Consider the following 12866-nt stretch of genomic DNA (forward strand, 5'->3'; position numbering starts at 1 on the left):
AGCGCCGCCCACGGACTGGCCGCAACCGACCTCGACGGCGATGACCGCACCGCAGGCGCCGTGGACCTCGGCGCCTACGAAGCCGGAAGCGGCGCCACGCCAGCCACGCCGGCCACGCCGGCCACGCCGGCCAACCACGCCCCCACCGGCCTCGCGCTCTCGGCCGCCACCGTGGTCGAGACGGCCACCGCCGGCACCGTCGTTGGCACCCTTCAGGCCAGCGACGCCGATGGCGACACCCTGAGCTACGCCCTCTCGGGCGACAGCCGTTTCGCGCTCAACGCAATGAACCAGGTCGTCGTCGCCTCGGGCGCCAGCCTCGCCGTCAGCGCCGACCAGACCGTCAGCCTCAGTGCTACTGCTTCCGACGGCCAAGGCGGAACCACGACCGCCACCGTGAAGCTGACGATCATCGATGCGCCCGCCACTGGCGCGACCCTGCACGGCACCAGCGGGAACGATACTCTGACCGGAACGAGCGCCGGCGACAGGCTGCTGGGCTACGAGGGCAACGACATCCTGACCGGGAACGCCGGCAATGACGTGCTGGAGGGCGGGAACGGCGCGGATCGCCTGCAAGGCGGCGCGGGCGACGACCGGCTCATCGGCGGCGGCGGGGCGGACCACCTCTACGGCGGCGCTGGCAACGATGTCCTCGACGGGGTGAACGGCGCGGATGTGTTCTTCTTCGCCAAGGGCGACGGCCAGGACCAGGTGAATGCCTTTGTCGACAACATCGACACGCTCCGCATCGACGATGCCCTTTGGGACGGCGGCGCCAGGACGGCGGCGCAGATCCTGTCCTACGCCAGTCTCGTGGGGACGGATGCCGTATTCGACTTCGGCACCGGCGATACCCTGACGGTCCATGGGGTCAAGTCGCTGGCCATCCTCGCCGACGACCTGATCTGGTTCTGATCCGGCGGCCAGCACGCGCCACCCGGCTCGAAGGGGCTGGGTGGCGTCTCGCGTCCACCCGGTTCGGTCGCCGACGGCTTCTCAGGCAGTGGCGGCCGGCGGCTCGGGCGTGCGGCGGAAGAGATGGATGCAAGGGAGCGTGAGCAGCGCGCCCAGGAGGTAGGGCGCACCGAGGAGGTGGCCCCCCGGCACCGACGCGCCCCAGGCGAAGACGCCTGTCATCGCCAATGGCCCCACCACCTGCGCTGCCGAGCGGACCGAGGCCACGACGCCCTGCGCCTCGCCCTGCGCGTCCGGGGGCGCGAGCCTGGAGATGCGGCTTTGCAGGACGGGGACCGTCACCTCGGCCAGCGAGGACAAGGGGCAGAGCAGGAGCGCGATCCAACCACCCAGCGGGGTGGGCGGCAGCAGCGCGAAGACCACGAACCAGAGCACCGAGGTCCAGAGACCGAAGAGGATCGTTCCCCTTTCCCCGAACCAGCGGAGATAAAGCCCGAGGCCCTGCGCCTGCGACCACGCGGCGGCGACGCCGAAGGCGGCCAGCGACAGGCCGATCTCCCAGGGCGTCCAGCCAAAGGCGGCCTTGCCCCAGAAGGACCAGATCGCGACGTAGGAGATGTAGCCCAGGTCGAACAGGAACAGGATCAGGAGGAGCGGCCCGACGCCCCGCAGCCCCGCCACCGCCCGCATGGACCCGACGGGATTGGCCCGCGACAGATCGAAGGGGCGGCGGGTGGCATCGGTCACCGTCTCGGGCAGCGCGACGGCACCGAAGGCGAGGTTGGCCGCCGCCAGCGCCGCCGCCGCCCAGAAGGGCGCGCGCGGGCCGATCTCGCCCAGGAGACCGCCGAGGACCGGGCCAAGGATGAAGCCCGACAGGAAGGCCGCGCCGAGGAGGCCGAAGGCGCGGGCGCGGTCCTCGGGGGCGGTCACGTCGGCCATGGCGGCGTTGCAGGTGGCGTGGGTGGCCGCGGCGACCCCGGCCACCACGCGCAACGCCACCAGCACCCCCATCGACGGCGCGAGCGCGCTGCCCAGGTAGTCCAGCGCCATGACCGCCAGGGAGGCGAGCAGCACCGGCCGCCGCCCGAAGCGATCCGACAGCGCGCCCAGCACCGGGGCGCAGAGAAACTGCATGGCCGCGTAGACGGTGGCAAGCACCCCGCCCCAGAGCGCCGCGCCGCCAATGGCCCCGCCCCCTATGGAGGCGATCAGGTCGGGCATCACCGGATAGACGAGCCCGATCCCTACCGCGTCGAGGAACAGGGTTGCCATCAGGAAGGGCAGGGGCGAGCGCATGGCCCCGACCTAGACCGCCGCGCGCCCGGCCACCAGCTTGGGCGCGGCGTTTCGCGCCCGCCCGTGTCCGTCCGGCCCGTATCCGTCGGGTTCAGTCAGCCCCGCCCGGCCTCGGTCTGGCAGAGGTCGAGCCAAGCGCGGAGGACGGCAAGCGACTCGGGTTCGTCGAGGAAGGGGACGTGGCCCCGCCCCGGCACCTCGGCGGCGATCATGTCGGGGCGGCGTCGGCGCATCTCGGCGAGGGTGGTGCGGGACAGGATGTCGGACGCCTCGCCCCGGAGCGCGGCGAGCGGCAGCCCCGCCAGCGCGTCGAAGGCGGGCCAGAGGTCGGGGAGCGGCGCGTCGCCCGGCGGCAGGAAGGCCTCGCGCAGGCGGGGGTCGTAGCGAAGCGCGAGCCCCTCAGGCGTTTCCTCGTAGTGGTTTCGAACTTCGTGGAGCCAGCGGTCGTGCGGAACGTCGCGAAAGCCGGTCCAGAGCCGCGCGCGCGCCCGCGCCGCCTCCTCCCATGTCGCCTGCGCGGGACGACGGCCGAGATAGCTCTCGATCACGCCCAGGCCCTTGCGCTCGATCACGGGGCCGATGTCGTTGAGGGCGACCCCCAGCAGCCGGCCCCGGGCCATGAGGCCGAGCGCCATGGCCACCAGGCCCCCGCGCGAGGTGCCGACGATCGCGGCGCGGCTGATCCCGAGCTGGTCGAGCAACGCCAGCGCGTCCGCTGCCTCCTGAGGGACGGTGTAGGTGGCCGGACCCGTCCAGTCCGACCGCCCCCGCCCCCGCGCGTCGAGCCGCAAGAGCCGCACACCCGGCAGGTGCGGGGCCACATGGTCGAAGTCGCCGCCATTCCTCGTGAGCCCGGCAAGGGCGAGCAGCGGCAGGCCCCCGCCTTCGTCCGAGTAGTGGAGGCGCGCGCCGTCGGCGGCCCTGGCGAAGGGCATCAGCCGGCCTCCGCCGGGACCGGGTCGAGGAGCGCGTGCAGCTTCAGGACGACGGCCCAGCTCCGGGTGGTGCTAGGCACGCCGATTCCGCGGTCGAAGCGGTTGGCGATACGCGACTGGCGGAAGCCGTGCGGCGCGTGCAGGTAGGCCACCCGGCCCCGGACGACGATCCCGTCCTCGCCGTCGCCCAGGGTCGAGAGCGCGGCGACTCGGGCCGGGTCCGGCTCGGCCCCCATGACCGCCACGTGCAGGGCGCCATCCCTGGCGGTGGCGGAGGGAAAAGGGTTGCCGGCCACGATCTCCAGCCACTCCACGCCGGAAACGACCTGGAGGTCGTTGCGGAACCCGATCTCGCGCAGGAGCGCACCGGCGGCGCGGGCGGCCACCTCCTCGGACGCAAGGGAGCAATCCAGGACGGCGTTGCCGGTGTGCCCTATGACGCGGACCCGGTCGAAGCCTTCGGCCCCGAGAACCGCGCGTAGGAGACGCGGGGCGACCTGCACGCGGCCGCCCACGCCGCGAAGGAGGAGGACGAAGCTCGTCATGCGTCGATGGCCGAGTTGAGCTCGTCGCCGAGGCTGCGCTCGTAGGCGGTCACGTCCATCCACGCGGGCTCCAGCACGTTGCCGTCCGGGTCCGAGATGCTGCGGGCGTACATGAACCCGTGGTCCTGGATCATGTCGTTGTCCGTCCCGCCCGCGCGCAGGCCCGCCGCCATGAAGGCGTCCACCTCCTCGCGCGAGGAGCGGGACAGGGCGAGCAGCACCGAGGTCGCGCGCGCGGGGTCGCCGATGGGGCGCGGCGTGAACTCGGCGAACCTCTCGCGGGTGAGGAGCATCAGGAAGATGTGCTCCGAGACGACGACGCAGGCGGCGCGGTCATCCGAGAAGCGCTCGTCGAAGGAGAAGCCCAGCGCGGCGTAGAAGCTCCGGGCGCGGGACAGGTCGGTGACGGGCAGGTTGACGAAGGCGATCTGGGACATGACGGGCTCCTTCATGGGACAAAGCCTAAAGGAGCCCCGCGCGCCGGCCAAGCCTAGAGGTTCTCGGCCTGCGGCATTCCCAGGACGTGGAACCCGCCGTCCACGCGCACGACCTCGCCTGTGGTGCAGCGCCCAGCCTCCGAGCAGAGCCAGACCGCCGTGCCGCCGATGGCGTCGAGCGTGGCGTTTGCGCGCAGCGGCGCGTTGGCCTCGGTGTGCCGGAAGGTCGCTCTCGCGCCGCCAATGGCCGCGCCGGCCAGCGTCTTCATCGGGCCGGGGGAGATGGCGTTGACGCGGATGCCCTCGGGCCCGAGGTCGTTGGCGAGGTAGCGCACCGCTGATTCCAGCGCCGCCTTGGCCACGCCCATCACGTTGTAATGCGGCGTCACCCGGTTCGAGCCCTGGTAGGTCAGGGTGAGGATCGTGCCCCCCTGCGGCATCAGCGCCCGCGCGCGCCTCGCCACGTCAATCAGGGAGTAGCAGGAGATGACCATGCTGGTCCTGAAGTTCTCCCGCGTGGTGTTGATGAACCGGCCGTGCAGTTCGGACTTGTCCGAGAAGGCGATGGCGTGGATCAGGATGTCGAGCCCGCCCCAGCGATCCGCCACCGCGCCGAAGGCCCGGTCCAGCGAAGCGTCGTCGGTCACGTCCGCGTCCACCAGGAAGTCCGAGCCAAGGGATGCCGCCAGAGGGGCCACGCGCTTGCCGAAGGCCTCACCCTGGTAGGTGAAGGCCAGATCCGCCCCGGCGCCATGGAGCGCCTTGGCAATGCCCCAGGCGATGGAATGATCGTTGGCGACGCCCATGATGAGCGCGCGCTTGCCAGACAGGTTCATGAAATGGGTCCGTTCAATCGAGGGGCTTGCTCAGGAGCATCGATCCGTTCGTGCCGCCGAAACCAAACGAATTCGTCATCACGGTGTCGAGGCCCGCGTTTTCCACGAGCATCGTGGCGATCTCGCCCTCCCGCAGGGCGGGGTCGAGGTTGTCAACGTTGATCGACGGCGCGATGAAGTCGTCCTGCAGCATCAGCAGGCAGTAGATCGCCTCCTGCGCTCCGGTGGCGCCCTGGCTGTGGCCGGTCATCGACTTGGTCGAGGAGATGGGCGGGTGGTCGTCGCCGAAGACGCGGCGCACGGCCTCCACCTCGGTCACGTCGCCCACCGGGGTCGAGGTGCCGTGCGCGTTGATGTAGCTGACCCGTCGCCCCTGCGGGAGCGTCGAGAGCGCGAGCTTCATCGCCCGCTCCCCGCCCTCGCCCGAGGGGGCCACCATGTCCGCCCCATCCGAGGTCGCGGCGAAGCCCGTCACTTCGGCATAGATTTTCGCGCCGCGTGCCAGTGCCCGCTCGCGCTCCTCCAGCACGACGATGGCCCCGCCCGCCGCGATCACGAAGCCGTCGCGGTCGCGGTCGAAGGCGCGGGACGCTCGGGTTGGCTCGTCATTGAAGTGCGACGACATCGCCCCCATCGCGTCGAAGAGCGCCGAGAGCGTCCAGTCCAGCTCCTCGCCGCCGCCCGCGAACATCACGTCCTGCTTGCCCATCTGGATCTGCTCGGCCGCCGAGCCGATGCAGTGAAGCGAGGTGGAGCAGGCGGAGGTGATCGAGTAGTTGATCCCCTTGATCCGGAACGCGGTGGACAGGTTCGCCGAGACCGTCGAGGACATTCCCCGCGGCACCATCAGCGGCCCGATCCTCTTGGGGCTGCCGGTTCGCAGCACCGTCTGCGCCGCCGCGAACAGGTTGGACGTGGACGGCCCGCCCGATCCGGCGATCAGGCCCGTTCGCTCGTGGCTGACCTCGGCCTCGGTCAGGCCCGCGTCGGTGATGGCCTGCTCCATGGCGAGATAGGCATAGGCCGCGCCGGGGCCCATGAACCGCATCCGGCGCTTGTCGATGTGCTCGGCCGGGTCGATCTTGAGCGTGCCCGCGACCTGGGAGCGGAAGCCGTGCTCGGCCATCTCCTCGGATCGCTCGACGCCCGAGCGGCCGGCCTTGAGGGCGTCCAGCACCTCGGCGGCGCTGTTGCCGATGGGGGAGATGATGCCGATCCCGGTGACGACGACGCGGCGCATGGTCAGCCTCCCTGGGCCACGGCGAGGCCCACCCGCATGTCCTTGACCTCGGCGACCAGCTCGCCGTCGGCCTCCACCCGGCCGTCGGCCACGCCCATCTTGAGCCGGCGGTCGATGACCCGCGTGAAGTCCACCTGATAGCGCACGAGCTTGCGGTCGGGCCGGATCATGCCCGACAGCTTCACCTCGCCTACGCCGAGCGCGAAGCCCTGGCCCTGCCAGCCGCGCCAGCCGAGGTTGAAGCCGGTGAGCTGCCAGAGCCCGTCCAGCATCAGGCAGCCGGGCATGACCGGGTTGCCGGGGAAGTGGCAGGGGAAGAACCAGAGATCCGGGCGGATGTCCAGTTCGGCCACCACATGGCCCTTCGCCGAAGCGCCGCCGTCGCCCGAGATGTCGGTGATGCGGTCCATCATCAGCATCGGCGGCTCGGGAAGCTGGGCGTTGCCGGGGCCGAAGAGATCCCCCCGGGCGCAGGCCAGCAGCGCCTCCCTGTCGAAGTGTCGCGGGAAGTCGGGCATAGGCCGTGGGTCCATCCGGTTGTTGCGCGCCGCGCGATGCCTTATCACCCAGCCACCAAGGGGGGCAAGGGCGGGGAGGTTCCGGTTGAATCGGGGTCCGCCGACGACATATCCTCGTGAAGCCAGGGATGAAGGACAGACCAAGCCGATGCACGACGACAGGACGGACGCGACGGCCGGGGGACGGGGCAAGGCCTGGCTCGCGCGCGGGGGCTTGCGGCCCACGCGCCAGCGCGTCTCGCTCGCGCAGCTCCTCGTGGGGGACGGGCGCGACCGGCACGTCACCGCCGAAAGCCTCCACCACGCCGCCACCCGCGCCGGCGAGCCGGTGAGCCTCGCCACCGTCTACAACACGCTGCGGGCCTTCTGCGAGGCGGGCCTGATGCGCGAGATCACGGTGGACGGCTCCAAGAGCTACTTCGACACCAACATGACCGACCACCCCCACTTCTTCTGGGAGGAGGAGTGCCGTCTGTCCGACGCGCCGGCCTCGGAGCTTGAGATCCGGCGGCTGCCCCAGGCTCCCGACGGCGCGGAGATCGCGGCGGTGGACGTGGTGATCCGGCTGCGGAAGGTCTGAGGCCGCGCCGGGCCTGACGGTCGCGGGCCGGCATCCTTGCCTTGCCGCGTCCGAGGGCCTATGCCCGTGCCGCCCCAGCGCGAGGTCGCTCCGATGACCAAGAAGCTCTTCGTCAAGACCTACGGCTGCCAGATGAACGTCCATGACGGCGAGCGCATGGCGGAGCTTCTGGCCGGGCAGGGCTACGAGCAGACGGACAAGGCGGAGGAGGCCGACATTGTGCTCCTCAACACCTGCCACATCCGCGAGAAGGCGGCGGAGAAGGTCTATTCCGACATCGGGCGGCTGAGGCCGCTGCGAGCCGCCAGGCCCGACCTGCGGATCGCGGTGGCGGGCTGCGTGGCGCAGGCCGAAGGGGAGGAGATCCTGGCCCGCGCGCCGATGGTGGACCTCGTGGTCGGGCCGCAGAGCTACCACAACCTGCCCCGGCTCATGGCGCGCATGGAGGCGGGCGAGAAGGTCGTGGAGACCGAGTTCCCGCCCGAGGACAAGTTCGACCACCTGCCCACCCGCCGCCTGCGCGCGCCCACGGCCTTCCTGACCGTGCAGGAGGGCTGCGACAAGTTCTGCGCTTTCTGCGTCGTGCCCTACACGCGGGGCGCCGAGGTGAGCCGGCCGGCCGAGCGCATCCTGTCCGAGGCCCGCGCCCTGGTGGCGCAAGGGGTCCGCGAGATCACGTTGCTGGGCCAGAACGTCAATGCCTGGCACGGGGCCGACGGCGGCCTCGCGGCGCTGGTGCGCGCGCTGGCCGCCACCGAGGGGCTGGATCGCATCCGCTACACCACCTCGCATCCGAATGACATGGACGAGGCCCTGGTCGCCGCGCACGGCGAGGAGCCGAAGCTCATGCCCTTCCTGCACCTCCCCGTGCAGTCGGGATCGGACCGGGTGCTCAAGGCGATGAACCGAAGGCACGAGGCCGAGGGCTACCTGCGGCTCGTGGAGCGGCTGCGGGCGGCGCGGCCGGACCTTGCGCTGTCCTCGGACTTCATCGTGGGCTTCCCCGGCGAGACGGAGGAGGATTTCCGGGCGACGCTCGGCCTCGTGGAGGCGGTGCGCTTCGCCTCGGCCTTCACCTTCGCCTACTCGCCCCGGCCGGGAACGCCCGCCGCCGGGCGGCCCGGCGTGCCGGAGGAGGTCGCGCATGACCGGCTCCTGCGGTTGCAGGCCGTCATTGCCCGCCAGCAGCGCGAGGCGCAGGAGGCGGTGGTGGGGCAGGTGGTGCCGGTCCTGTTCGAGAAGCCGGGGCGGATGCCGGGGCAGATGGCCGGCAAGTCCGAGCACCTGATGGCCGTGGCCGTGGACGGCCCCGAATCCCTGCGCGGCGAGATCCGGCCGGTGCGGGTGACGGCGGCGTTCCAGAACTCGCTGGGGGGCGAGATCGCGGCCTGAGACGGCGGGCGCCTGCAAATCGCGCATCGGACCGCTTCGGCCTCGGACCCGGAAGCCACGCCGCGCGTTGCCTTGCCAGCGGCCTCTCGCGGCGCTTGCGCCATCGTCCGGGCCGCGCCACCATGGGAGACAGGGCGCCTGGGGCCGCGCTGCGCGGCCCGCCGCCCCCCGCAGGAAGGAGACACGACCCTGCCCGTGACCGCGCTGAACGCCTCCGCCGCCGCCCCCGCCAACGGCGAGACCCTGCTCGAGTTCCCCGACAACCGCCTCCTCATCGACCTGTGCGGCGAGCATGACCGCAACATCGCCATCCTGGAGGACCGCATCGGCGTGCAGATCCTGCGCCGGGGCAACCGACTTTCGGTGATGGGCGACGGGGACGCCCGCGCCCGCGCGGCCGAGGTGCTGCGCGCGCTCTACCAGCGGCTCGAATCGGGCAAGGGGCTGGAGAACGGCGACATCGACCGCGAGCTGCGGATGGGCTCCGCCCTGCGCGAGACCGGGCCGCAGGCCGGCGACCAGACCGAGATGTTCGGCGAGGGGCCGAACGGCCGGATCGAGATCCGCACCCGCCGCAAGGTCGTGGAGCCCCGGACCGAGGCGCAGAAGGCCTATGTCCGCGCCCTCTTCGAGCACGAGCTGGCCTTCGGCATCGGTCCTGCGGGGACGGGCAAGACCTACCTCGCCGTCGCCGTGGGCGTGTCCATGTTCCTGGGCGGCCACGTGGACAAGATCATCCTGTCGCGCCCCGCCGTCGAGGCGGGGGAGCGGCTGGGCTTCCTGCCCGGCGACGCGAAGGAGAAGGTCGATCCCTACATGCAGCCGCTCTATGACGCGCTGAACGACTTCCTGCCGCAGAAGCAGGTGCAGAAGATGATCGAGGAGAAGATCATCGAGATCGCGCCGCTGGCCTTCATGCGGGGCCGCACGCTGAGCCACGCCTTCATCGTGCTGGACGAGGCGCAGAACGCCACCTCGATGCAGATGAAGATGTTCCTGACCCGCCTGGGCGAGGGGTCGCGCATGGTCGTCACGGGGGACCGCACGCAGATCGACCTGCCGCGCGGGGTTCCCTCCGGCCTCATCGAGGCGGAGCGGCTGCTGGCGGCGGTGCCGAAGATCAGCTTCAGCCGCTTCACCTCGCGCGATGTCGTGCGGCACCCGCTGGTGGCCGCCATCGTCGAGGCCTATGACGCCGACGCGCGCGCCCGCGAGAGGCTGGAGGACCCCGACTAGAGAATGATGGACGATCCGCTCGTCGAGACGCTGACCGAGGATCACCGCTGGGAGGACCTCGGGCTGGAGGAGTTGGCCGAACGGGCCTGCCGCGCCACCCTGGAGCGGCTGGGACTGGACCCCTCGGCCTACGAGATCAGCCTGCTGGCCTGCAACGACCGGCGCATCGCCGAGCTGAACGAGGACTTCCGCGGCAAGCCGCAGCCGACCAACGTCCTGAGCTGGCCCTCGGAGGAGCGGGGCGCGCAGAAGGCGGGCGAGATGCCGCACCTTCCCGCGCCCGAGCCGCCGATGCCGGTGGGCCTGGGCGACATCGCCATCGCCTGGGAAACCTGCGCCCGCGAGGCCGAGGAGGCGCGCAAGTCCCTGGAGGCCCACGCGACGCATCTTCTCGTGCACGGGACGCTGCACCTGCTGGGCTTCGACCACGAGCGCGAGGTCGACGCGGAGCTGATGGAGGGGCTGGAGACCGAGATCCTGATGGGCCTCGGGCTTGCGGACCCCTATGCTCCTGGGGCAGAAGGGGCCGCCACCACGAGGATCACCGATGGCTGACGCCAGCACCCCCACGCCGCGCCGCGACGAGGGAAGCGACGACCCCTCCGAGGGTCCGAGTCGCGGCTTCTTCTCGCGCATCATCGAGGCGCTGAGCGCCTCGGATGGCGACGACGAGAAGCCCGACACCCGGCCCGCGACGCCGACATACCACAGCCTCGTCAACCTGCGCCGGATGCGGGCCGAGGACGTGGCGATCCCGAAATCCGAGATCGTCGCGGTGCCGGTGACGATCGGCCTTCCCGACCTCGTGGAGGAGTTCCGGGAGTCGGGGCGCACCCGCATCCCCGTGTACGAGGGGAGCCTCGACCAGCCGCTCGGCATCGTGAACCTCAAGGACGTGGCGCTGAAGCACGGCTTCGGGCGCGGCGCCGACTTCGACCTCCGCGCCATGCTGCGGCCGCTGCTGTATGTGCCGCCGTCGATGCCGCTGGCGACGCTGCTCCAGAAGATGCAGGCGGAGCGCATCCACATGGCCCTCGTGATCGACGAATACGGCGGCACGGACGGCCTTTGCACCATCGAGGACCTCCTTGAGACGGTGGTGGGCGAGATCGACGACGAGCACGACGTGGCCGAGCCCCAGCACGTCTCGCGCGAGGGGGAGGGGGTCTGGATCGTGGACGGCGCCACGCCCATCGAGGAGTTCGAGGACGCGATCGGCCTGGACCTCACCGCGCACGAGGAGATCGACGCGGAGGAGGTGGACACCATGGGGGGCCTCGTCTTCCTGCTCGCCGGGCATGTCGCGCAGAAGGGCGAGGTGGTCGCCCACCCGGACGGCCCGCTGTTCGAGGTGCTGGACGCCGACTCGCGCCGCGTGCGGCGGCTTCGCGTGCGGCTGCCTCCCTCGGGCCGGTGATCGGCGCGCAGGTCCTCGGGACGGCGCCCGCGCGGGTCGCCGCCTGGCCCCGTCCGGTGCGGATGGGGGCCTTCGCCGCCTTGGGCGCCGTGCTGGCGCTGGGGCAGGTGCCGGTCTCCTGGCCGGTCGCCGCCTTGGCCGCGCTGGTGCTGGCCTTCGCGCTGGCCCGCGGGGGCGCGGGCTTTGCCGAGGGATGGGCGCTGGGGCTGGGGCACTTCGCGGTGGCCTTGCGCTGGATCGTCGAGCCCTTCCTCGTGGAGCCGGAGCGCACGGGCTGGATGGCGCCTTTCGCGCTCCTGTTCATGGCGGGGGGACTCGCGCTGTTCTGGGGCGCGGCCTTCGGGGTGGCGCGGCGGCTGCGGCTGGGCGTGCTCGGGCTCGCCGCGCTCTGGGCGGGGGCGGAGGCCCTGCGGTCGGTGGTGTTCACCGGCTTTCCCTGGGCGCTGGTCGGCCATGTCTGGATCGACACGCCGCTGGTGCAGGTCGCCGCCGTCACGGGGCAGCAGGGGCTGACGCTGCTCACGCTGCTCGCGGCGGCCGTCATGGCCGAGCCCCGCATGGGGTTCGGGCGGCTGGCCGTGCCGGTGGCGCTGGTCGCGGGGGCCGTGCTGCTGCGGCCCGGTCCGGCGCCCGTCCTGGGCGAGGAGGCGCCGGTGGTCCGCATTGTCCAGCCGAACGTGCCGCAGGCCCAGAAATACGACCCGGAGAAGATGCCGGGGCATCTGGAGCGGCTGCTTGCCCTGTCCGCGCGGCAGCGGGAGGACGCCGATCTGGTGGTCTGGCCCGAGACGGCGCTCCCCGACCTGCTGGAGTGGGCCGGGCCGACGCTGGCGCTGGGGGCGGAGGCCGGGGGCGCTCCGGTCGCCACGGGGGTCGTGCGGCGGGACGAACAGGGGCGGTTCTTCAACAGCCTCGTCGTGACGGACGAACGCGGCGAGGTGCGCGAGCTTTACGACAAGGCGCATCTGGTGCCCTTCGGGGAATACATCCCGTTCCGGGGGAGCCTGACGCAGATCGGGCTGGGCGGCCTTGCCGAGATGCAGGGCGAGGGGTTCGCCGCCGGGACCAAGGGCGCGCTGATCGACCTGCCCGGCATCGGTCGGGCAAGGCCGCTCATCTGCTACGAGGGCATCTTCCCCGAGGAGTTCGGGGCCGAGAGGCCGCGCCTCCTGCTCCTTGTCACCAACGACGCCTGGTTCGGCAAGGATGCCGGACCGCAGCAGCATTTCGCGCTCGGCCGCCTGCGGGCGGTCGAGTTCGGGCTGCCGCTGGTGCGGGCGGCCAACACCGGGATTTCCGGGCTGATCGACGGGACGGGGCGGGTGCTGGCGTCCCTGCCGCTCGACACCGCCGGGGCGCTGGAGGTGCGGTTGCCCCCGGCGCTCGCGCCCACGCCCTACGCGCGGCTGGGGGATTGGCCCGTCTATGGGCTCGGGCTCCTTGTCCTGCTCGGCGCGGCGTTCCGCCGCCGGGGGATTGACCCGAGGGGCGGGCAGGCATAGCCATGTCCGAA

At 71.7% G+C, this 12866-nt stretch carries 14 protein-coding genes; 7 read left to right on the forward strand and 7 right to left on the reverse strand.

Annotation, left to right across the window (positions count from 1 at the left end):
* The coding region (locus J2Z33_RS15600; protein ID WP_425342576.1) for a calcium-binding protein at positions 1 to 918 on the forward strand (918 nt) is incomplete at its 5' end.
* Between the two features lie 81 nt (positions 919 to 999).
* On the opposite strand, the gene J2Z33_RS15605 is transcribed toward J2Z33_RS15600, so the two are convergent.
* From J2Z33_RS15605 to fabA, 7 genes are all read right to left on the reverse strand, one after another.
* A complete protein-coding gene (locus J2Z33_RS15605) occupies positions 1000 to 2217 on the reverse strand; it encodes an MFS transporter (RefSeq protein ID WP_209842765.1) in 1218 nt (405 codons plus the stop codon).
* Positions 2218 to 2312: 95 nt separating this feature from the next.
* Positions 2313 to 3152 carry an alpha/beta fold hydrolase gene (locus tag J2Z33_RS15610; RefSeq protein WP_209842766.1) on the reverse strand — a complete coding sequence of 280 codons (840 nt, stop codon included), beginning with the start codon at positions 3150 to 3152 and terminating at the stop codon, positions 2313 to 2315.
* Positions 3152 to 3697 carry a DUF1697 domain-containing protein gene (locus J2Z33_RS15615; RefSeq protein ID WP_209842769.1) on the reverse strand — a complete coding sequence of 182 codons (546 nt, stop codon included), beginning with the start codon at positions 3695 to 3697 and terminating at the stop codon, positions 3152 to 3154. Before J2Z33_RS15615 ends, J2Z33_RS15610 begins: the two co-directional genes overlap by 1 nt.
* Positions 3694 to 4134, reverse strand: coding sequence for a VOC family protein (locus J2Z33_RS15620; protein WP_209842771.1), 441 nt, complete (start codon positions 4132 to 4134; stop codon positions 3694 to 3696). Before J2Z33_RS15620 ends, J2Z33_RS15615 begins: the two co-directional genes overlap by 4 nt.
* Positions 4135 to 4187: 53 nt before the next feature.
* Positions 4188 to 4970 carry an enoyl-ACP reductase FabI gene (locus tag J2Z33_RS15625; protein WP_209842773.1) on the reverse strand — a complete coding sequence of 261 codons (783 nt, stop codon included), beginning with the start codon at positions 4968 to 4970 and terminating at the stop codon, positions 4188 to 4190.
* 13 nt (positions 4971 to 4983) lie between these two features.
* On the reverse strand, positions 4984 to 6210 hold the full coding sequence (gene fabB / locus J2Z33_RS15630) for a beta-ketoacyl-ACP synthase I (RefSeq protein WP_209842775.1): 1227 nt from the start codon (positions 6208 to 6210) through the stop codon (positions 4984 to 4986).
* Between the two features lie 2 nt (positions 6211 to 6212).
* Complete coding sequence (gene fabA / locus J2Z33_RS15635; protein WP_209842777.1) at positions 6213 to 6728, reverse strand: bifunctional 3-hydroxydecanoyl-ACP dehydratase/trans-2-decenoyl-ACP isomerase; 516 nt, start codon at positions 6726 to 6728, stop codon at positions 6213 to 6215.
* A gap of 148 nt (positions 6729 to 6876) precedes the next feature.
* Between fabA and irr the strand changes: the two genes are divergently transcribed.
* From irr to lnt, 6 genes are all read left to right on the forward strand, one after another.
* The gene (irr, locus tag J2Z33_RS15640) at positions 6877 to 7308 is read left to right on the forward strand and encodes a Fur family transcriptional regulator Irr (protein ID WP_209842779.1); all 432 of its coding nucleotides are present in this window, start codon (positions 6877 to 6879) and stop codon (positions 7306 to 7308) included.
* Positions 7309 to 7401: 93 nt separating this feature from the next.
* Entirely contained in the window at positions 7402 to 8700 is a 1299-nt protein-coding gene (gene miaB / locus J2Z33_RS15645) for a tRNA (N6-isopentenyl adenosine(37)-C2)-methylthiotransferase MiaB (protein ID WP_209842781.1), read from the forward strand.
* Between the two features lie 189 nt (positions 8701 to 8889).
* Positions 8890 to 9936 carry a PhoH family protein gene (locus tag J2Z33_RS15650; protein WP_209842846.1) on the forward strand — a complete coding sequence of 349 codons (1047 nt, stop codon included), beginning with the start codon at positions 8890 to 8892 and terminating at the stop codon, positions 9934 to 9936.
* Between the two features lie 3 nt (positions 9937 to 9939).
* Positions 9940 to 10491, forward strand: coding sequence for an rRNA maturation RNase YbeY (ybeY, locus tag J2Z33_RS15655; protein WP_245218918.1), 552 nt, complete (start codon positions 9940 to 9942; stop codon positions 10489 to 10491).
* Positions 10484 to 11353 carry a hemolysin family protein gene (locus J2Z33_RS15660; protein ID WP_209842784.1) on the forward strand — a complete coding sequence of 290 codons (870 nt, stop codon included), beginning with the start codon at positions 10484 to 10486 and terminating at the stop codon, positions 11351 to 11353. Before ybeY ends, J2Z33_RS15660 begins: the two co-directional genes overlap by 8 nt.
* On the forward strand, positions 11350 to 12855 hold the full coding sequence (lnt, locus tag J2Z33_RS15665; protein ID WP_342454212.1) for an apolipoprotein N-acyltransferase: 1506 nt from the start codon (positions 11350 to 11352) through the stop codon (positions 12853 to 12855). The genes J2Z33_RS15660 and lnt overlap by 4 nt, the downstream gene beginning before the upstream one ends.
* The last annotated feature ends 11 nt before the right edge of the window (positions 12856 to 12866 follow it).

The organism is Rubellimicrobium aerolatum, assembly GCF_017872975.1.
In the GTDB taxonomy this organism is placed as follows: Bacteria; Pseudomonadota; Alphaproteobacteria; order Rhodobacterales; family Rhodobacteraceae; genus Rubellimicrobium; species Rubellimicrobium aerolatum.